Source organism: Allobosea sp. GW822-FHT05A11, assembly GCF_058800455.1.
This window is the reverse complement of record NZ_JBXAMI010000010.1, coordinates 1-17,770: the sequence shown is the minus strand read 5'-3', so window position 1 is coordinate 17,770 and position 17,770 is coordinate 1. Positions and strand designations below refer to the sequence as shown.

At 66.2% G+C, this 17,770-nt stretch carries 21 protein-coding genes; 11 read left to right on the top strand and 10 right to left on the bottom strand.

Annotated features, from left to right (window positions below):
- Window positions 1-134 precede the first annotated feature (134 nt).
- Both hemJ and hemE read right to left on the bottom strand, forming a co-directional pair.
- Window positions 135-572, bottom strand: a complete 438-nt coding sequence (hemJ, locus tag AC1RLU_RS26045; protein ID WP_492799003.1) for a protoporphyrinogen oxidase HemJ — start codon at window positions 570-572, stop codon at window positions 135-137.
- A complete protein-coding gene (gene hemE, locus AC1RLU_RS26040; RefSeq protein WP_492798958.1) occupies window positions 569-1,603 on the bottom strand; it encodes a uroporphyrinogen decarboxylase in 1,035 nt (344 codons plus the stop codon). Before hemE ends, hemJ begins: the two co-directional genes overlap by 4 nt.
- A 469-nt stretch (window positions 1,604-2,072) precedes the next feature.
- On the opposite strand from hemE, the gene AC1RLU_RS26035 reads away from it, so the two are divergent.
- The 5 genes from AC1RLU_RS26035 to dnaQ are packed head-to-tail and all read left to right on the top strand — an operon-like array spanning window position 2,073 to window position 5,723.
- The gene (locus AC1RLU_RS26035) at window positions 2,073-2,903 is read left to right on the top strand and encodes a pyruvate, water dikinase regulatory protein (RefSeq protein WP_061966665.1); all 831 of its coding nucleotides are present in this window, start codon (window positions 2,073-2,075) and stop codon (window positions 2,901-2,903) included.
- Window positions 2,900-3,526, top strand: coding sequence for a Maf family protein (locus AC1RLU_RS26030; protein ID WP_492798957.1), 627 nt, complete (start codon window positions 2,900-2,902; stop codon window positions 3,524-3,526). The genes AC1RLU_RS26035 and AC1RLU_RS26030 overlap by 4 nt, the downstream gene beginning before the upstream one ends.
- Before the next feature lie 12 nt (window positions 3,527-3,538).
- Complete coding sequence (locus tag AC1RLU_RS26025) at window positions 3,539-4,372, top strand: shikimate dehydrogenase (RefSeq protein WP_492798956.1); 834 nt, start codon at window positions 3,539-3,541, stop codon at window positions 4,370-4,372.
- A gap of 15 nt (window positions 4,373-4,387) precedes the next feature.
- Complete coding sequence (coaE, locus tag AC1RLU_RS26020; protein WP_061966662.1) at window positions 4,388-5,002, top strand: dephospho-CoA kinase; 615 nt, start codon at window positions 4,388-4,390, stop codon at window positions 5,000-5,002.
- A 4-nt stretch (window positions 5,003-5,006) separates the two neighbouring features.
- Window positions 5,007-5,723, top strand: coding sequence for a DNA polymerase III subunit epsilon (dnaQ, locus tag AC1RLU_RS26015; protein WP_492798955.1), 717 nt, complete (start codon window positions 5,007-5,009; stop codon window positions 5,721-5,723).
- A 27-nt stretch (window positions 5,724-5,750) separates the two neighbouring features.
- Here dnaQ and AC1RLU_RS26010 read toward each other — a convergent pair whose 3' ends face one another.
- Together AC1RLU_RS26010 and secB are read right to left on the bottom strand one after the other, a co-directional pair.
- A complete protein-coding gene (locus AC1RLU_RS26010; protein WP_091862802.1) occupies window positions 5,751-6,485 on the bottom strand; it encodes a TerC family protein in 735 nt (244 codons plus the stop codon).
- 170 nt (window positions 6,486-6,655) lie between these two features.
- Window positions 6,656-7,150, bottom strand: a complete 495-nt coding sequence (gene secB, locus AC1RLU_RS26005) for a protein-export chaperone SecB (RefSeq protein WP_061966659.1) — start codon at window positions 7,148-7,150, stop codon at window positions 6,656-6,658.
- A 243-nt stretch (window positions 7,151-7,393) separates the two neighbouring features.
- On the opposite strand from secB, the gene AC1RLU_RS26000 reads away from it, so the two are divergent.
- The 5 genes from AC1RLU_RS26000 to AC1RLU_RS25980 all read left to right on the top strand — a co-directional run bounded on the left by AC1RLU_RS26000 (window position 7,394) and on the right by AC1RLU_RS25980 (window position 11,313).
- Complete coding sequence (locus AC1RLU_RS26000; protein WP_492798954.1) at window positions 7,394-8,119, top strand: Tim44/TimA family putative adaptor protein; 726 nt, start codon at window positions 7,394-7,396, stop codon at window positions 8,117-8,119.
- Window positions 8,116-9,285, top strand: a complete 1,170-nt coding sequence (mltA, locus tag AC1RLU_RS25995) for a murein transglycosylase A (RefSeq protein ID WP_492798953.1) — start codon at window positions 8,116-8,118, stop codon at window positions 9,283-9,285. The genes AC1RLU_RS26000 and mltA overlap by 4 nt, the downstream gene beginning before the upstream one ends.
- A gap of 1 nt (window position 9,286) precedes the next feature.
- Entirely contained in the window at window positions 9,287-9,850 is a 564-nt protein-coding gene (locus AC1RLU_RS25990; protein ID WP_061966656.1) for a Smr/MutS family protein, read from the top strand.
- A complete protein-coding gene (locus AC1RLU_RS25985; protein ID WP_061966655.1) occupies window positions 9,847-10,221 on the top strand; it encodes a helix-turn-helix domain-containing protein in 375 nt (124 codons plus the stop codon). The genes AC1RLU_RS25990 and AC1RLU_RS25985 overlap by 4 nt, the downstream gene beginning before the upstream one ends.
- A 93-nt stretch (window positions 10,222-10,314) precedes the next feature.
- Entirely contained in the window at window positions 10,315-11,313 is a 999-nt protein-coding gene (locus tag AC1RLU_RS25980; protein ID WP_492798952.1) for an adenosine kinase, read from the top strand.
- Between the two features lie 100 nt (window positions 11,314-11,413).
- Here AC1RLU_RS25980 and AC1RLU_RS25975 read toward each other — a convergent pair whose 3' ends face one another.
- From AC1RLU_RS25975 to AC1RLU_RS25955, 5 genes are all read right to left on the bottom strand, one after another.
- The gene (locus tag AC1RLU_RS25975) at window positions 11,414-12,049 is read right to left on the bottom strand and encodes a pyridoxamine 5'-phosphate oxidase family protein (RefSeq protein ID WP_492798951.1); all 636 of its coding nucleotides are present in this window, start codon (window positions 12,047-12,049) and stop codon (window positions 11,414-11,416) included.
- 51 nt (window positions 12,050-12,100) lie between these two features.
- Window positions 12,101-12,886, bottom strand: coding sequence for an alpha/beta fold hydrolase (locus AC1RLU_RS25970; protein ID WP_492798950.1), 786 nt, complete (start codon window positions 12,884-12,886; stop codon window positions 12,101-12,103).
- Between the two features lie 135 nt (window positions 12,887-13,021).
- Window positions 13,022-15,193 carry a polyribonucleotide nucleotidyltransferase gene (gene pnp / locus AC1RLU_RS25965; protein ID WP_492798949.1) on the bottom strand — a complete coding sequence of 724 codons (2,172 nt, stop codon included), beginning with the start codon at window positions 15,191-15,193 and terminating at the stop codon, window positions 13,022-13,024.
- A gap of 263 nt (window positions 15,194-15,456) precedes the next feature.
- The gene (gene rpsO / locus AC1RLU_RS25960; RefSeq protein WP_061966650.1) at window positions 15,457-15,726 is read right to left on the bottom strand and encodes a 30S ribosomal protein S15; all 270 of its coding nucleotides are present in this window, start codon (window positions 15,724-15,726) and stop codon (window positions 15,457-15,459) included.
- 173 nt (window positions 15,727-15,899) lie between these two features.
- Window positions 15,900-16,271 (bottom strand): winged helix-turn-helix transcriptional regulator, encoded by a 372-nt coding sequence (locus AC1RLU_RS25955; protein WP_492798948.1) that lies wholly within the window; start codon window positions 16,269-16,271, stop codon window positions 15,900-15,902.
- A 124-nt stretch (window positions 16,272-16,395) separates the two neighbouring features.
- Here AC1RLU_RS25955 and AC1RLU_RS25950 point away from each other — a divergent pair, with 124 nt between their 5' ends.
- The gene (locus AC1RLU_RS25950) at window positions 16,396-17,019 is read left to right on the top strand and encodes an NAD(P)-dependent oxidoreductase (RefSeq protein WP_492798947.1); all 624 of its coding nucleotides are present in this window, start codon (window positions 16,396-16,398) and stop codon (window positions 17,017-17,019) included.
- A gap of 83 nt (window positions 17,020-17,102) precedes the next feature.
- Here the strand turns inward: AC1RLU_RS25950 and AC1RLU_RS25945 are convergent, their stop codons facing one another.
- Window positions 17,103-17,453, bottom strand: a complete 351-nt coding sequence (locus tag AC1RLU_RS25945; RefSeq protein ID WP_061966648.1) for an Atu4866 domain-containing protein — start codon at window positions 17,451-17,453, stop codon at window positions 17,103-17,105.
- Window positions 17,454-17,770: the final 317 nt, after the last annotated feature.

Below are 17,770 nucleotides of genomic sequence, written 5' to 3'. Positions count from 1 at the left end.
TGGGTTGCGCGACATGAGCTGCTGCTAAGGCAGGCGGCTCATGAACAGTCGACAACAAGGGAGGACGCTGGAGAAGCGCAGCGTCCTGATAGCGGGAATCGGCCCGGGGCTCAAGCGGGAAAGCGCGAAAGGCCTCAGAACGGCTTCACGATGACGAGAATGACGATGCCGACCATCAGCAGCGCCGGGATCTCGTTGAGAATGCGGAAATAGCGCGGCGACTTCACATTGCTGTCGTTCGCGAAGTTACGCACGTGCTTTACCAGCATGCCATGGATGCCGGAGAGGATGAAGACGAGCAGCAGCTTGCCGTGCAGCCAGCCACCCTTGAAGCCGAAGGCAGACCAGGCGAGGTAGAGGCCCAGCACCCAGGTGGCGATCATCGCCGGGTTGATGATGCCCTTGAGCAGCCGGCGCTCCATGATCTTGAAGGTCTCGGACTGGATCGAGCCGGTCTGCGCCTCCGCGTGATAGACCATCAGCCTTGGCAGATAGAGCATGCCGGCCATCCAGGAGATGACGGCCATGACATGAAAAGCCTTGATCCACTCGTACATTGCCTCAGCCCTCAGCCCCGTACCCGTTTCAGCAAGCGCTCGACATGCGCGATCGGCGTATCCGGCAGAATGCCGTGGCCGAGATTGAAGATGAAGGGCCGATCGCCGAAGGCTGTCAGGATGGCATCCACCTCCCGCTCCAGCGCGTCACCGCCGGCGCGTAGCACCAGCGGATCGAGATGGCCCTGCACCGGGACCCTGGACTGGATCTCATTTCGGGCGAAGGTCCGGTCGATATCGGTTTCGAGGCCGACGGCGTCCACGCCCGTGCCTGCGATATAGTCCGGGATCAGGTGCCCGGCCCCGCGCGGAAAGCCGATGATCCGCGCCTGCGGATGCATGGCGCGTACGCCCTCGACGATCCGTCGCGTCGGCGCGATGCACCAGCGCCTGAAATCCTCCGGCCCGAGCGCACCCGCCCAGCTGTCGAAGATCTGGACGGCATCGACGCCCGCCGCGATTTGCGCGTTCAGATAAGCGATGGACGAGGTCACGATCCGGTCGATGATCGCCTGAAACAGGGCTGGGTCGCGTTCGAAAAGCTCCTTCGCCGGTGCTTGATCCGGTGTTCCTCGACCGGCGACCATATAGGTCGCCACGGTCCAGGGCGCGCCGCAGAAGCCGATGAAGCCGGTCTCGCGGGGCAGGGCAGCCCGGACCCGGCGAACGGTCTCCGGGATCGAATCCAGCTTGGCCTGATCGGCGACGCGATCGATCTCCGCCAAGCGGGTCGCGTCGGCCACGGGTTCAAGCCGCGGTCCTTCGCCCTCGGCAAACCAGAGCTTCTGGCCGAGCGCCTGCGGCACGAGAAGGATATCCGCGAACAGGATCGCGGCATCGAAGCCGAAGCGCCGGATCGGCTGGAGCGTCACCTCGGCGGCCAGCTCGGGATCGTAGCAAAGCGAGAGAAAGCTGCCGGCCTTGGCCCTGAGCTCGCGGTACTCCGGCAGATAACGCCCGGCCTGGCGCATCAGCCAGACCGGAGGGGTCGGCAGGCTTTCACCGCCGAGCACACGGATCAGGGCAGGGGTTTCGCGTGTCGTCATGCCTGACGGGCCATCCATCCCGCTATTTCTTAAATAAGATTCCTAGAGAGAATCTTTTGTTTTGACTCTTGGAGGCAGGGAGATAGCCCGCCGCAATTCTGTCCACAACCGATCCACAGCCACTGGGACAGCGAGTCGCGGGCCGCGCGGGGCCTCGGTCACCGGTTAAGGCTTTATTAACGAATTGAATTCGGCGGACAGCTCGCCGTCTTTCAAAATGATTCACGTGAAACACTTTGTTTACCATTCACAGCCGGGCGGCTGTTGATGGTTCGGGCGGGTTATACAGAGCCGCCACTCGGCCTGCGTTTCCTGTTCGGTTGTCCACACTGCTCCCCACGGCCCGGGATAACCCGGTCGTTCCGAAACCGCGGGAGGGAAACGCCAGCTGCGTCAATTCTCGTCGCGGTGATTCCGGTCGCGCTCAAAGCGCGCTAGAGGATAAACACGCTTCAGGCCGGGGGATGCCGTGGTCCGCAATTATTTCCATCTGCATCTGGTCTCGGATGCGACCGGCGAGACGCTGATCGCCGTCAGCCGGGCCGCTGCCGCGCAATATGAAACCGTCTCGGCGATCGAGCATGTCTATCCGCTGGTTCGCTCCGAGGCGCAGCTTGCCCGCGTCCTCGCCGAGATCGAGGCATCCCCCGGCGTCGTGCTCTACACGCTGGTCGAGCCGGAATGGCAGGAGAAACTGGAGAATTTCTGCCGCGAGCTCGGCTGTCCCTGCCTGTCGGTGCTGCAGCCTGTGCTCTCGCTGTTCCAGTCCTATCTCGGCCAGGCGTCGGCGCCGAAGCCGGGGGCGCAGCATGTGCTCAACACCGAATATTTCCGACGCATCGACGCGATGAACTACACGCTGCTGCATGATGACGGGCAGATGGGCGGCGATCTCGACAATGCCGACGTCATCCTGGTCGGCATCAGCCGGACCTCCAAGACGCCGACGAGCATCTATCTCGCCAATCGCGGCATCAAGACCGCCAATATCCCGCTGGTGCCGAATATCCCGCTGCCGCCGGAACTGGAAAGCGCGCGCAAGCCTCTGATCGTCGGCCTCATCGCCAGCGCCGATCGCATCGTCCAGATCCGCCAGAACCGCCTGCTCTCGCTGCGCGCCGATGACGATACCTCCTATGTCGATCCCACAGCCGTCGCCGATGAGGTCACGCAGTCGCGCCGTCTCTGCGCCCGAAAGGGCTGGCCGGTGATCGACGTGACCCGTCGTTCGATCGAGGAAACCGCGGCCTCGATCCTCGACCTGCTCCGCGACCACCGCATGAAGTTCATCGCAACATGAGCACATCGACCAGCCTCTGGCTCGATCCCGAGCCGTTGATTCTCGCCTCCGGCAGCGCGACCCGGCGCGACATGCTCTTGGCTGTCGGCATCCCGGTCGAGGTGGTGAAGCCGGAGATCGACGAGCGCGCCGTCGAGAAGCCCCTGGTTGATCGCGGCGTGCCGGCGGACCAGGTTGCGGCTGCTCTGGCCTGTGCCAAGGCGCTGGCTGTCTCCCGCGAACGTCCCGGCCGCCTCGTGCTGGCCGCCGACCAGACCCTGACCTGCGGTGGCATCGCCTTTCACAAGCCGGCGGATCTCGCCGGGGCGGCACGCCAGATCGCAGCGCTCGCTGGCCGGAGCCATGAGCTCCATTCAGCCTTCGTCATCGCGCGAGACGGCGCGCCGCTGGCCGAAGGCCTCGAGGCCGCACGCCTGACCATGCGCACGCTTCAGCCTGATTTCATCGCGCGCTATCTGACCGTTGCCGGTCCGGCTGCCCTGTCCAGCGTCGGCGGCTATCAGCTCGAAGGGCCCGGCGCCCAGCTCTTCGACAAGGTCGAGGGCGACCATTTCACCATTCTCGGCCTGCCGCTGCTTGCGGTGCTCGCGTCGCTGCGCGATCTCGATTGCCTCGCCGGTTAACGGACTTCCTTCATGCCGCCTCGCTGCTTCGTCATCGGACATCCCATCGCGCATTCGCGCTCGCCCCTGATCCATGGCGAATGGCTGCGCGAGCATCGTCTTCCCGGTACCTATGAGCGGATTGATGTCGCGCCGGTCGATCTTCCGGCCTTCATCTCCCGCCTGCGCGAGGGCGAATTCGCTGGCGGCAATGTCACCGTGCCCCACAAGGAAGCGGTGATGGCGCTGGTCGATGAGATCAGCGATGCCGGTCGGGCCGTCGGCGCGGTCAACACGCTCTGGCGCCAGAACGGCCGGATCATCGCCGACAACAGCGATGTCGGCGGCTTCCTCGCCCATCTCGATGCGACGGTACCGGGCTGGCAGGGGCGGGTCGGCACGGCGCTCGTCCTTGGCGCCGGCGGCGCGGCGCGCGGTATCTGCTACGGCCTGAAGGCGCGCGGGGTCGCGCGCATTCTTGTCGTCAACCGCAGCCCCGAACGCGCGGCCGAACTGGTCGCCGCTCTTGGGGATCCTCTGGAGGCGGGCGATTGGGCGAAGCGCGACCGCCTCGTCGGCGAGGCCGATCTCATCGTGAACACGACGGCCCTCGGCATGCAGGGCAAACCATCGCTGGAAATCGATCTCGCCGCTTTACGGCCGGGAACTATCGTCGACGATATCGTCTATGTCCCCTTGAAGACCGCGTTGCTGGCCGAGGCGGAACGGCGTGGCGGCGTTCCCGTTGATGGGCTTGGCATGCTGCTGCATCAGGCGGCGCCCGGCTTCGTCCGCTGGTTCGGCGTGACGCCGCAGGTGACGCCGGCGCTTCGTGCGCTCATCGAAGCCGATATCCTGAAGGCCTGATTCGCCGGAGCAGCCATGACCTTCGTGCTGGGCCTGACAGGCTCGATCGGGATGGGAAAATCGACCACCGCGCAGCTCTTCGTGCAGCGCGGCGTGCCCCTGCACGATGCCGATGCGGCCGTGCATCGTCTGCATCGCGGCCGGGCCGCAGCGCCGATCGAAGCCGCATTCCCGGGTACGGTGATCGATGGAGCGGTCGATCGCGCAAAGCTGGGCGCGGCCGTGCTCGGCAAGCCCGATGCCTTGCGTCGGCTCGAAGCGATCATCCATCCGCTGGTGCGTGAGGAGGAGGAGGCCTTCCTCACCCGCTGCCGCCGGGAGGGTGCGGAACTCGCCATCATCGACGTGCCGCTCCTGCTGGAAACCGGAGGCGAGGCGCGCTGCGACGCCGTCCTCGTGGTGACGGCGCCCGCCGAAGTCCAGCGTCAGCGCGTCCTGGCCCGCCCCGGCATGACCGCGGAAAAGCTCGACGCGATCCTGTCGCGCCAGATGCCGGACGCGGAGAAACGCCGCCGTGCCCATTTCCTTGTGGACACGTCGCACGGTCTGATGGCCGCCGAGCGGCAGGTCGGTTCTATCCTGATGGCGCTCGCCGGCCGTCCCGGGCGCGGTGCGCAAGCGAGGTCCTGAAGCGATGCGCGAGATCGTTCTCGATACCGAAACCACCGGCGTGGAAGCCAATAACGGCGACCGCATCGTCGAGATCGGCTGCGTCGAACTGCTCAATCACTGCCCGAGCGGCAGGACCTTCCACGTCTACATCAATCCCGAACGCTCGATGCCGATCGAAGCCTTCAACGTCCATGGCCTCTCGGAAGAATTCCTCTCGGACAAGCCGGTCTTTGCGGCGGTGGCCGATGAATTCGCCGACTTCATCGCTGGCGCCAAGCTGGTGATCCATAACGCGGCCTTCGACGTCGGCTTCATCAACATGGAGTTCAAGCGGCTCGGCCTGCCGCCGATCGAGCAGGGCTTCGTGGTCGACACCCTGTCGATGGCGCGTCGCAAGCATCCGGGCGCCTCGAACAGCCTCGACGCGCTCTGCTCGCGCTATGGCATCGACAACGGCCGCCGCACCAAGCACGGCGCCCTGCTCGATTCCGAGATCCTGGCCGAGGTCTATATCGAGCTGATCGGCGGCAAGCAGGCCTCGCTTGGTCTCGGCGCCGAGACCTCGGCCGGCCGCCCCGGCCTTGCCATGGCGGCGGTCGAGAAGCCGCAGCGTCAGCGCCCGCTGGCCCCGCGCCTCAGCGAAGAGGCGCTCAAGGCGCATGAGGCCTTCATCCTCGGCTCGCTGAAGGCGCCGCTCTGGAAGGGCTATCTCGGCATCACGGACGACGCGGCCCAGTAAGTCGCGCCGCCTTTCGTGCAGGGCGGCTTATCGCGCCCTGCGGCGCGACAGCATGTTGAGCGCCTCGATCAAGGCTGAGAAGGCCATCGCGGCGTAGATATAGCCCTTCGGCACATGCACGCCGAAGCCCTCGGCGATCAGCGTGCCGCCGATCATCAGCAGGAAGCCCAGCGCCAGCATCACGATCGTCGGGTTCCTGTCGATGAAGCGCGCCAGCGGATCGGCGGCGAGCAGCATCGTCAAAACCGCGACGATGACGGCGATCACCATGACCGGAACATGTTCGGTCATGCCGACGGCGGTGATGATCGAGTCGATGGAGAACACCAGGTCGAGGATCAGGATCTGGAAGATCGCCGCGCCGAAGCCCAGCGTCGCGGCGCGCGTGCCGCCTTCTGCGAGGACGGATTCCGGATCGGGATCGACCTTGTGATGGATTTCCTTCGTCGCCTTCCAGACCAGGAAGAGACCGCCGGCGATCAGGATGAGATCGCGCCAGGAGAAGGCCTGGCCGAAGACGGTGAAGATCGGCGCGGTGAGTTTGACGATGAAGGCGACGGTGCCGAGCAGACCGAGACGCATGATCAGCGCCAGTCCGATGCCGATCCTGCGGCCCTTCGAACGCTGATGCTCCGGCAGCTTGTTGGTCAGGATCGAGATGAAGATCAGGTTGTCGATGCCGAGCACGACCTCCATGGCGATCAGTGCCCCGAGCGCGGCCCATACGGCGGGGTCGGCGGCAAGCGTCAGAAGGGCGTCCATCAGGTCTCCATCGGATACGGAAAAGGCGGGCGTCCCGGTTGGGGCGTCCGCCGTCGATCCCACGCACATGGAGAGAGGGGCGTTGTCCTGCAAGGACAACAATCATCGGCAATAAACGAAGAAAGGGCCCGTGAGGGCCCTTCCGTCAGGTCTTTCGGTACGGTGACCGATCAGTTGGTCGCGGTGCCCTGCTGGCCCTCGAGCTCCTGCAGGCGCTGCTGGAAGAGCTGCGCGAAGTCGATCGGCGGCACGTAGAAGGGCGGGAAGCCGCCGTTCTGCACGGCCTCGGCGATGATCTGCCGGGCGAAGGGGAAGAGCAGGCGGGCGCAGTCGATCACCAGAACGGGGTGGATGTGCTCCTGCGGGATGTTCTGCAGGCGGAATACGCCGGCATAGCTCAGGTCGAAGGCGAACAGCGTCTCGCCCTTGAGCTCGGCCTTGCCTTCGAGGCGCAGCACGGTCTCGTAATCGTCGTCGGCGAGAGCGGTCGAGCCGACATTGACCTGCAGCGACATCTGGGGGCCCTGCTGGGCTTCCTGCTGGGCGAGCGAGCGCGGCGCCTTCGGGTTCTCGAAGGAAAAGTCCTTGGTGTACTGGATCAGGGCGTTCAGGCTCGGAGCCGCTTCGGCGCCGGCGCCATTGCCGTTGGGGAGTTCGTTGGCCATCGGTCCCATCTTATTCTGGCAGGCTGTCTCGGGAAATCCCGCGCCTCTGCCGGCACTCGGGACTGCGCTCCATGCTATGGAGCGGCGCGCGCGTCGGCTATCATGGACGCCGTGCCGGCACAAGAAGTCGCCTTCACAAGCGGAGGGGTGGATGTTACGAGCCAGTCTCACCATATGAAGGTGAAGGCCCGGCGCGGACGCGGATGGGCCGGGTAACAACGGGGAGCCGCGGGTCAGCTTTCGATGCAAAATTCCTTCGACATGCAGACTCTGGTCTTCCTGGTCCTCGCCGTCTTCGTGGCCTGGAAGCTGCGCTCCGTGCTCGGCCAGAAGACCGGCAACGAGCAGCCCAAGGATCCTTTCGCCCGCCGCGAGACGCCGCCGATGCGGCCCGATCAGGCGCAAGCACCGGACAAGCGCGACAATGTGATCCGCCTGCCGGGCGCCGCCAACGACCCGGTCGCACCGGAGCTGCCGGCGGCCGAGCGCTGGAAGGACCTGGCCGCGCCGGATTCGCCCGTCAGCGCCGGCATCGAGGCGGTGATCCGCCAGGAGCCCGGTTTCGATCCGCATGAATTCGTCGGCGGTGCCAAGGCGGCCTATGAGGCGATCGTCACCGCCTTCGCCCGCGGCGACCGCAAGATGCTGAAGGGTCTCCTCGCCAAGGAGGTCTATGACGGCTTCGAGCAGGCCATCTCCGAGCGCGAGAAGCGCGGCGAGAAGGCGGAATCGAATTTCGTCTCGATCGACAAGGCCGATCTCGCTGCCGTGGACGTCAAGGGCAAGACCGCCCAGGTCACGATCGCCTTCGTCTCGCAACTGATCAGCGTCACCCGCGACGCGCAGGGTGTGGTCGTCGATGGTAGCGCCGAGCAGGTCTCGGAGGTCAACGACATCTGGACCTTCTCGCGCCAGCTCGGCAGCCGCGACCCCAACTGGCTGCTCGTGGCCACCGAATCCGCGGCGTGAAGCGTGGCGGCGCCGGTGTCGCACTGGCGTTCTCCGCGATCCTGGCCCTTGCACCCGTGACCGCCATGGCCTCGTCGCCCCCGCTGCCTCCAGGAGCCCGCGCCGAGGCGCTCTCGCCAGCAGATCTCGCTGGCTGGGCGCAGGACGATCACGCCAGGGCCTTCGCCATCTTCGCGGAGGGATGCATGGCCGATCCGCCGTTGCGCCAAGGCGTGCCGCTTCCCGAGCGGCTCACCGCCGTCTGCGACAAGGCGAAGGCGCTGGTTGCCGCCGGGAATGTCGATCGCGAGCAGGCCAGGACTTTCTTCGAGCAGAACTTTTCGTTCTGGCGCATCCGGCCGGAAGGCGGCGGAAGCGGCTTCACGACCGGCTATTTCGAGCCGGAGTTCGAGGGTTCGCTGACCCGCTCCGACGCTTTCCCGACGCCGCTCTATGACCGGCCGAAGGATCTGGTGACGCGTTTCTCCGAGGATGACTGGCCGGGCCTCGACAAGGCGCTTTCGGCCGCGCGTCGCACCGACAAAGGCTTCGAGCCGTTCCCGGACCGCACGACGATCGAGACCGGCGCGCTCGACGGCCAGGGGCTCGAAATCATGTGGCTGCGCGATCCCGTCGATCGCTTCGTCCTGCAGGTGCAGGGTTCCGGTCGCGTCCGCCTGCCGGACGGGTCCGTCACGCGGCTGAGCTATTCCGGTCGCAACGGCCATCCCTACACCTCGCTCGGGCGCGTGCTCAGCCAGCGCGAGTCGATCCCGCCCGAGCAGATGACCATGGACCGGCTGAACGCCCGGCTGAAAGCTGATGCCGGCTTTGCCCGCGACCTGATCCGCCTGAACAAATCCTTCGTCTTCTTCGCCCGCCGCGACGATCTTCCCGCCGAAAGCGGGCCGATCGGCGGCGCCGGCCTGCCGCTCACGCCGATGCGCAGCATAGCGGTCGATCGTACGGCCTGGCCCTATGGCGTGCCGGTCTGGATCGACGCCACGATCCCGGATGGGGTCGGCGGCGACGAGCATCTCGCGCGCCTGATGATCGCGCAGGATACCGGCTCTGCTATCCTCGGCCCGGCCCGCATGGATCTCTTCGTCGGCTCGGGGGCAGCGGCGGGCCATCGCGCCGGCCTGATTCGCCATCCCGTCGCCTTCACCGTGCTCTGGCCGCGCTGAGATGCGCGCGCGTCGCGGAAAGACCCTGACGGAGGCCGATATCGCGCTCTGGCGCCAGGTCGCGCGCTCGGTCAAGCCCTTGCCCGGCCGCGCGCCGGTCGAGCCCGAGCCGGTTCCCGAACAGGCGGTCCCCCTAGCGACAGACGCCGCCATGCGCGCCGTTGCGACGGCGTTGCCGGTGAAAGCTGCACCGTCCGCAGCCCCGCCGCTGGCGCCGATCGAGCGGCGTTTGCGCACGCAACTGCGCCGCGGCCAGCAGAGCGTCGACGCCTCCATCGACCTGCACGGCATGCGGCAGGACGAGGCGCATCTGGCGCTCCACGCCTTCCTTCGCCGCGAGCAGCGACGCGGTTGCCGCATCGCCTTGGTTGTGACCGGCAAGGGCGCGCCGGCGCTGGCTTTGTTCGGCGACGAGCGTGGCGTGCTGCGTCGGATGGTGCCGCATTGGCTGCGCCTGCCCGAGCTGCGCACGCTGGTCCTGGGCTTCGAGGAGGCCGAGCAGCGCCATGGCGGCTCCGGTGCGCTCTATGTCCGCCTGCGCCGCCTGCGGGAACACGGGCCGTGACGCCCTTCGGCCACCGCGTGCGCGAATTGCGGGAAGCGCGTGGCATGACCCTCGCTCAGATGGCAGAGGGTCTCGGCGTCTCGCCGGCCTATCTCTCGGCGCTGGAACACGGCAAGCGCGGCCGCCCGACCTTCACGCTGATCCAGGGCGCGATCCACCTCCTCGGCGTGATCTGGGACGAGGCCGACGAGCTCGTCCGCCTCGCCGACCTCTCGCATCCGCGCGTGACCATCGACACAGCCGGCCTCGATCCCGAAGCGACGCTCTTCGCCAACCGGCTGGCGCGCGAGATCGGCTTGCTGGAGGGCGACGATCTGCGCCGCCTCGCCGGCATGCTCGACGAGGCCGCCGCCCGGCGCGATCCGGCCTGAGCGCCCGGCTTGACCGCACGGCATGCGGATGCGACAGGGCCAGCATCTTCCCAATCGGCCGACGGGCCGCGCCCTCCGGACAGAGCTAGAGCCATGACCCAGACCCGCACGGACGTCCTCGCCCTCGGCAACGCCATCGTCGACGTCCTCGCTTCGGCCGAGGAGGATTTCCTCGCCGCGCAGAAGCTGACCAAGGGCGCGATGATGCTGATCGACGAGCCGCGTGCCGAGTCGCTCTATGCTGCGATGGGCCCGGCCCGGATCATCTCGGGCGGCTCGGCCGCGAACACCATCGCCGGCCTCGCCTCCTTCGGCGGCAAGGGCGCCTTCATCGGCAAGGTCCGCGGGGACGAGCTCGGCAAGCTCTATCGCCATGACCTGACCTCGCTCGGCGTTGCCTTCGGCACGGCCGACGCGACGGAAGGCCCGGCCACGGCGCGCTCCTTCATCATCGTCACGCCGGACGGCGAGCGCACGATGAACACCTATCTCGGCGCCTGCCAGGGTCTTTCCGTCGCCGATGTCGACGCCAGGGCCGTCGAGAACGCCGATATCGTCTATCTCGAAGGCTATCTCTGGGATCCGCCGGCGGCCAAGGAAGCCTTCCGCAAGGCCTCGGAGATCGCCCACACGGCCGGTGGCCGCGTCGCCATCACCCTGTCAGATTCGTTCTGCGTCGACCGCTATCGGGACGAGTTCGTCGGCCTGATCCGCAACCGCATGGTCGATCTCGTCTTCGCCAACGAGCATGAGCTCAAAAGCCTCTACGAGACCGCGGATTTCGACACTGCGCTGGCAGCGCTGCGTGCCGAGAACATCCTCGCGGTCGTCACGCGCTCCGAGAAGGGCGCGCTGGCGGTGACGCCGGACGGCATCATCGAGGAGCCGGTCTTCCCGATCGAGCGCGTGGTCGACGCGACCGGCGCCGGCGATCTCTTCGCCGCCGGTTTCCTTTACGGCCTGACCTCGAACCGCGAGACCCGCGATTCGCTTCGCCTCGGCGCGCTGGCAGCGGCTGAGATCATCTCGCATGTCGGCGCCCGGCCGGATATCAGCCTGAAGACGCTGGCCGGGAACGAAGGGCTGCTGTGAGTTCTTCCTTCCCCCATCAAAGTCGGCTGTTGCCGACTTTGACACCCTGAGCTGCTCATCTCGGGCAAGCCCGAGATGAGGGGAGAGGAACAACCGCCTCTCAATACAGCGTCGCCTTGACCCGGCCGGGTAGCGCCTCGTCATAGGCCTGGCCGTCGAAGGTTTCGACCGCGACGTTGCGCGCGGTAATGTCGCGCAGGATCGTGCCGGGCGAGGGCAGGTTGCGCCGGTCGACCTGCCGCTCCGGGTTCCAGAGCTCTGCCCGCACCACCGCGCGGGAGCACTGAAAGTAGACGGCCTCGACATGGACGACCATGACGCTCGCCGGCAGCTTCCCGGCCATCTCGAACTGCGATAACAACTCAGGGTCGCAGGAAATCTCCGCGCGTCCGTTCACGCGCAGCGTCTCGCCGCAACCGGGGATTAGGAAGAGCATTCCGATTCGATCGTCGAACAGGATATTCTTCAAGGAATCCAGACGGTTATTGCCTTTTCGGTCGGGAATCAGGAGCGTTTTCGCGTCCCGGACCGTGACAAAGCCCGGCAGATCCCCGCGCGGCGAACAATCCAGCCCCTCCGGACCGACCGTCGCGAGCACGAAAAACGGCGAGGCGGTGATCAGTGCTGCGTAGTTCGCGTCGACATGATCGATCTCTTTGAAGAGCGACGCTGGGGCCATCGAGTTGGGATAGGCATGGGCGAGGTCGTCGAGCGAGGCGATGCGGTGGTCGGACATGCCGGTCTCCATGGGTCGGCATATGTCTAGACTATTGTAAGTGACGCGTCATCACCTCCCGGCACGTTGCGCCAGAGACAAGCCAGCCGCGATGGCGGCAGCGAGACCGGCCGGGTTGTCCCACGGGATGGAATGTCCGGCCCCCGGCACGATAGCGATCTCGACCCCTGCCTCGGGCAGTCCCGCCGCATCATCATAGGGCAGCGACAGCTCGCCGATGATCAGCGTGCGCGGCACGGGCAGTGACACGAGGGTGCTCCGCCATGTCGGGTCGCTCCCCTCGACCAGCGAACGCGCTGTCCGCTGCACCGCATAGGCGGCGCTGCGGGCGAGCGAGGCTGCCCAGATATCGTTGCCCTCGGCTCGGGCTGCGTGCACGATCGCGTCCTGGCCGCCGGCGCAATACTCCGCTTCCGGGATCGCCGCGATGCCCCGGCTGAATTGGCCGCCGCCCGGATCGAGATTGGGTTCGCCGACGACGAGCCTGCCAAGGCGCGGCCCCAGTATCGCGGCTGCGGCAATGGCGACGGCGCCGCCCATGCTGTGTCCGAAGAGATCGACCCGGGGGAGTTCCAGCGCATCGACCAGCGCGACGATGCAGCGGGCGTGATCCACGATCGTATAGCCGAACGCTTCCGGCCGATCGCTGAAGCCGGAGCCCAGCAGGTCGATCAGCAGCATGCGACGGCCCCGCAAGGCCGGATCGGCTGCGACGGTCGGATAATCGCAGGAGGAGGCGCAGCCAAGCCCATGGATCATGAGCAGGGCCGGGCCGTCGCCGGCGATGTCATAGTAGCGCAACGAAGCGCCAATGGCGGGAACGGCGAAGGATTTCATCGGCAGGCACTCCGGCTTTCACGGAAGACTAGCAAGGACGCTGCCCGGACATGGCGGGACATGCCGCGTGAACGAAAAACGCCCCGCATCATTCGATGCGGGGCGTTCTGTTTTACACAAGCTGGCGGGCAGCGATTACTCGGCCGCGCCCTGCTTCTCGCGGGCCTTGTCGGCCTCGCGCTGGGCCTTGAGCTTCTCGGTGAGGTCCTCACCGGTGGCCTGGTCGACGACCTTCATCGAGAGGCGGATCTTGCCGCGCTCGTCCTGGCCGAGGAACTTGACCTTGACCTTGTCGCCTTCCTTGACGACGTCCGAGACCTTTTGGACGCGATTGGCGGCCAGCTCGGAGATGTGGACGAGACCGTCCTTGGCACCGAAGAAGTTCACGAAGGCGCCGAACTCCATGATCTTGACGACGGTGCCGTCATAGATCACGCCGACTTCGGCTTCCGAGACGATCGACTTGATCCACTTGATCGCCGCTTCGATCGACTTGCCGTCGGCCGAGGCGATCTTGATGGTGCCGTCGTCCTCGATGTTCACCTTGGCGCCGGTCTTCTCGACGATCTCGCGGATGACCTTGCCGCCGGAGCCGATGACTTCACGGATCTTGTCGACCGGGATCTTCATCGTCTCGATGCGCGGCGCGAACTCGCCGAGCTGGCTGCGCGAGGCGGAGAGCGCCTTGTTCATCTCGCCGAGGATGTGATCGCGACCGCCCTTGGCCTGGTCGAGGGCGACCTTCATGATCTCCTCGGTGATGCCGGCGATCTTGATGTCCATCTGCAGCGAGGTGATGCCCGCGGCGGTGCCGGCGACCTTGAAGTCCATGTCGCCGAGATGATCCTCGTCACCGAGGATGTCGGAGAGCACGGCAAAGCGCTCACCCTCGAGGATGAGGCCCATGGCGATGCCCGCGACCGGCGCCTTCAGCGGCACGCCGGCATCCATCAGCGCCAGCGAGGTGCCGCAGACGGTGGCCATCGAGGAGGAGCCGTTCGACTCGGTGATCTCCGAGACGACGCGGATCGTGTAGGGGAACTCCGACTTCGCCGGCAGCATCGGACGGATGGCGCGCCAGGCGAGCTTGCCATGGCCGATTTCGCGGCGGCCGGGCGAGCCCATGCGGCCGGTCTCGCCGACGGAGTAGGGAGGGAAGTTGTAGTGCAGCAGGAAGGTTTCCTTGTAGGTGCCTTCCAGCGAGTCGATGAACTGCTCGTCGTCACCGGTGCCGAGCGTGGTCACGACCAGCGCCTGCGTCTCGCCGCGAGTGAACAGGGCGGAGCCGTGGGTGCGCGGCAGCATGCCGGCCTCTGCGACGATCTTGCGGACCGTCTTGAGATCGCGGCCGTCGATGCGGGTGCCGTCGTCGAGGATGGTCCAGCGCACGACCTTGGCCTGGGCCTCCTTGAACTGGCCGCCGACTTGCTCCTTGGTGAAGGTGGTCTTGCCGTCCGGCTCGGCCGAGATCAGCGAGGCGACCTTGGCCTTGGCGGCGTCCAGCGCCTTGTAGCGCTCGGCCTTGGTGGTGATCTTGTAGGCGGCGCGCAGATCGGCATCGACGAGCTTCAGGACGGCGTCGAGAACGACGGAGTTGTCGGCCGGGGTATAGTCGCGCGGCTCCTTGGCGGCCTTCTCGGCCAGGCGGATGATCGCGTCGATCACCGGCTGGAAATGCTTGTGGCCGAACATCACGGCGCCGAGCATCACGTCCTCGGGAAGCTCCTTGGCCTCCGACTCGACCATCAGGACGGCGTCCTGCGTGCCGGCGACGACGAGATCGAGAACCGAGTCCTTCATCTCCTCGATCGTCGGGTTGAGCTTGTAGGCGCCGTCGATATAGCCGACGCGGGCGCCGCCGATCGGGCCCATGAAGGGCACGCCGGAGAGGGTCAGCGCAGCCGAGGTCGCGACCATCGCGAGGATGTCGGGATCGTTCTCCAGGTCATGCTGGAGCACGGTGACGACGACCTGGGTGTCGTTCTTGTAGCCTTCGACGAAGAGCGGGCGGATCGGGCGGTCGATCAGGCGGGAGACCAGCGTCTCCTTCTCGCTCGGACGGCCCTCGCGCTTGAAATAGCCGCCGGGGATGCGGCCGGCGGCGAAGGTCTTTTCCTGGTAGTTCACGGTCAGCGGGAAGAAGTCGAAGCCCGGCTTCGGCTCCTTGGCCGAGACGACGGTCGCGAGCAGGACGGTCTCGCCATAGGTGGCGAGCACGGCGCCATCGGCCTGGCGGGCGACCTTGCCGGTCTCGAGGACGAGCTTGCGGCCGCCCCAGATCAGTTCTTCGGTTTGGATGTCGAACATGGATTTATATCTTTCGGTCGGGTTTTGACCCGTCCGGTGCCTTCAGGCCCATGGGCAAGACGGCGGAACACCCGGATCATGCGAGATTGCGCGTCCGGGCGCTCGGCGATCCTGCCATGGACGTCTTGGGCGCCCGGCGGGTCACGCGGGAGGGCCGCCCCATGCGGCCGCCGCGGCAGTCAGGCGGCTCGCCCCATGGCGGCCTCACCTGAGAAGGAGCCGCCCGGAGCAGGTCGCACCGGGCGGAAACCGTCGGCTTTCGATCAGCGGCGGATGCCGAGCTTCTCGATCAGCGTCTTGTAGCGGGCCTCTTCCTTGCCCTTCAGGTAGTCCAGCAGGGACCGGCGCTGCGAGACCAGCTTGAGCAGGCCGCGGCGCGAATGGTTGTCCTTGTTATGGGACTTGAAGTGGCCGGTGAGGTTGGTGATGCGCTCCGTGAGGATCGCGATCTGCACTTCCGGCGAGCCGGTATCGTTCGGCTTGGTGGCGTGTTCCTTGATGAGCGCGGTCTTGCGCTCGGCCGTGATCGACATCGGGATATCCTCGTGTTCGGGTTGATCTGGCGGGCCAGGCCGGGATGTCGTCCAGCAAGGTCCGAAGCCCGCGAGCCGCCTCATCGCGGAGGGGTCGCGCCGCCGGCTGGTTAAGCCGGTTGCCCGGGCATATACACGAAATCGGTGGAAACGCCAGCGTTCCCGAATCCGGGCTAGGTCGAGGCTCCGCCGCGATCGTAGCGCTGCTGGGCCGCTTCGACCTCGGCGATATGCGCCTCCGCCCAGAGGGTGAGCTGGTTCACCGTCTGCGCCAGCGTCCGCCCGAGCCCGGTCAGCGAATATTCGACGGTCACCGGCACCGTCGCGAACACCTCGCGCCGCACCAGCCCGTCGCGCTCCAGGCTCTTCAGCGTCTGCGACAGCATCTTCTGCGAGATGTTCTCGATCCGGCGCCTGAGTTCGTTGAAACGCAAGGTGCCGTCGTCGAGCGCGATCAGGATCAGCACGGCCCAGGTATCGCCGATGCGGTCGAGCACGCGCCGGGTCGGGCAGAGCGCCTGGAAAGGATCGGGGCGTTTCAGCATGGCGGTTTCCCGGAGGTGACCATGTCGCGTGAAAGTGCCTTCTTTACGGGGCGGCGCGGCAGGATCAGATAGGTTCCATTAGAGTGCAGGTATCCATTGGATACCATAACAAGGAGCCCCTGTCATGAAAGTCGCCAAGAAGGTCGCATTGATCGGCGCCAGCGGATTCATCGGTTCGCGCCTGCTGGCCGAACTCTCGGCCCGCGGCCATGCCGTCACCGCCATCGTTCGCAATCCCGAAAAGATCGCCGCTCTGGCGGGCGTCACCGCCATCAAGGGCGACGTCTTCGACAAGGACGGGCTGGCCAAGCTCCTCGCCGGCCACGATGCGGTCATCAGCGCCGTGCATTTCTCCGCCAGCGATCCGCAGCTCCTGCTCGCGGCGGTCCAGCAGTCGGGCGTGAAGCGCTATCTCGTGGTCGGCGGCGCCGGCAGCCTCGAGGTCGCGCCCGGCGTGAAGCTCTTCGACACCCCGGAATTCCCCGCCATCTATCTCGACGAAGCCCGGAAGGGCGGCGTCTTCCTCGATCTGCTGAAGCAGGACCAGGACCTCGACTGGACCTTCCTCTCCCCTGCGGCCCTGATCCAGCCGGGCGAGCGCACCGGACAATTCCGCCTCGGGACCGATCAGCTCCTGGTCGACGACAAGGGCAACAGTTCGATCTCGGCGGAGGACTATGCGATCGCCCTGGTCGATGAGCTGGAAAAGCCGGCTCATAGCCGCCGTCGCTTCACGGTCGGCTACTGACGAGGCTCGCGCCGTTACGAAAAGGGCCGCGCCTCCCACCGGAAGCGCGGCCCTGCTTTATTTGAGTGGCTCGCAATGACGCGTCAGGCCTTGCGGAAGCGCTTCTCGCCGATGCTGAGCGTACCGCGCTTCAGCTTCCCGAGCGCGACCCAGCCGGTCTCGCCCTCGAAATAGAGCTTCGAGCGGTCGACCGCATAACGCCCGACATGCTTGGCGCCGGCGGCGGGCTTGGCCTTGTGGAACTGGCCATCGGGCCGGAGGTCGATCAGGATCGACCCGTCCTCGGTCTTCCACTGGCCGATGGCGGCCTGTTCGAAGGGGCCGAGGGCGTCTGCAGTGTCGAAATCGATCTCGAGCGGGCGGACGGAACGGCTGACCGGCGCAAGGCCGGACGCGAACTGGCCGAGAGCCTGAAGAACCTGGCTGATCTGCATGGTTTTCGTCTCCCTGTTGTGGTGACGGCTGAAACCGCTTGTCGCAGACATCCCCGTCGGGACCTGTCAGCAAGCGGTGCGGCATCGATCGACTCCAGCGAGTCGGTCGAGGAACGTCACGGATTGAATGTGCGAGGGCGGCGTCGTGATGGAGCAAAGCTCCGGCGCCTGTCACGGAGATAGGCCGATCAAGCGCCTCGACAAGAGGCGGCGAGCAAAAATTTCTCCTCGGAACACGCGCGGCGCCCGTTGAGGGCGCCGCGCGTGTCGTGTTCGAGGATGTTCGCAGGCTTGGTGGCCTCAGAACTCCTCCCATC

What these genes read in the sequence shown, in the direction of transcription:
- hemE (WP_492798958.1), bottom strand. Translation starts at nt 1,603, where the DNA reads ATGACGACACGCGAAACCCCTGCCCTGATCCGTGTGCTCGGCGGTGAA.
- AC1RLU_RS26030 (WP_492798957.1), top strand. Translation starts at nt 2,900, where the DNA reads ATGAGCACATCGACCAGCCTCTGGCTCGATCCCGAGCCGTTGATTCTC.
- AC1RLU_RS26025 (WP_492798956.1), top strand. Translation starts at nt 3,539, where the DNA reads ATGCCGCCTCGCTGCTTCGTCATCGGACATCCCATCGCGCATTCGCGC.
- coaE (WP_061966662.1), top strand. Translation starts at nt 4,388, where the DNA reads ATGACCTTCGTGCTGGGCCTGACAGGCTCGATCGGGATGGGAAAATCG.
- dnaQ (WP_492798955.1), top strand. Translation starts at nt 5,007, where the DNA reads ATGCGCGAGATCGTTCTCGATACCGAAACCACCGGCGTGGAAGCCAAT.
- AC1RLU_RS26010 (WP_091862802.1), bottom strand. Translation starts at nt 6,485, where the DNA reads ATGGACGCCCTTCTGACGCTTGCCGCCGACCCCGCCGTATGGGCCGCG.
- secB (WP_061966659.1), bottom strand. Translation starts at nt 7,150, where the DNA reads ATGGCCAACGAACTCCCCAACGGCAATGGCGCCGGCGCCGAAGCGGCT.
- AC1RLU_RS26000 (WP_492798954.1), top strand. Translation starts at nt 7,394, where the DNA reads ATGCAAAATTCCTTCGACATGCAGACTCTGGTCTTCCTGGTCCTCGCC.
- AC1RLU_RS25990 (WP_061966656.1), top strand. Translation starts at nt 9,287, where the DNA reads ATGCGCGCGCGTCGCGGAAAGACCCTGACGGAGGCCGATATCGCGCTC.
- AC1RLU_RS25980 (WP_492798952.1), top strand. Translation starts at nt 10,315, where the DNA reads ATGACCCAGACCCGCACGGACGTCCTCGCCCTCGGCAACGCCATCGTC.
- AC1RLU_RS25975 (WP_492798951.1), bottom strand. Translation starts at nt 12,049, where the DNA reads ATGTCCGACCACCGCATCGCCTCGCTCGACGACCTCGCCCATGCCTAT.
- AC1RLU_RS25970 (WP_492798950.1), bottom strand. Translation starts at nt 12,886, where the DNA reads ATGAAATCCTTCGCCGTTCCCGCCATTGGCGCTTCGTTGCGCTACTAT.
- pnp (WP_492798949.1), bottom strand. Translation starts at nt 15,193, where the DNA reads ATGTTCGACATCCAAACCGAAGAACTGATCTGGGGCGGCCGCAAGCTC.
- rpsO (WP_061966650.1), bottom strand. Translation starts at nt 15,726, where the DNA reads ATGTCGATCACGGCCGAGCGCAAGACCGCGCTCATCAAGGAACACGCC.
- AC1RLU_RS25955 (WP_492798948.1), bottom strand. Translation starts at nt 16,271, where the DNA reads ATGCTGAAACGCCCCGATCCTTTCCAGGCGCTCTGCCCGACCCGGCGC.
- AC1RLU_RS25950 (WP_492798947.1), top strand. Translation starts at nt 16,396, where the DNA reads ATGAAAGTCGCCAAGAAGGTCGCATTGATCGGCGCCAGCGGATTCATC.
- AC1RLU_RS25945 (WP_061966648.1), bottom strand. Translation starts at nt 17,453, where the DNA reads ATGCAGATCAGCCAGGTTCTTCAGGCTCTCGGCCAGTTCGCGTCCGGC.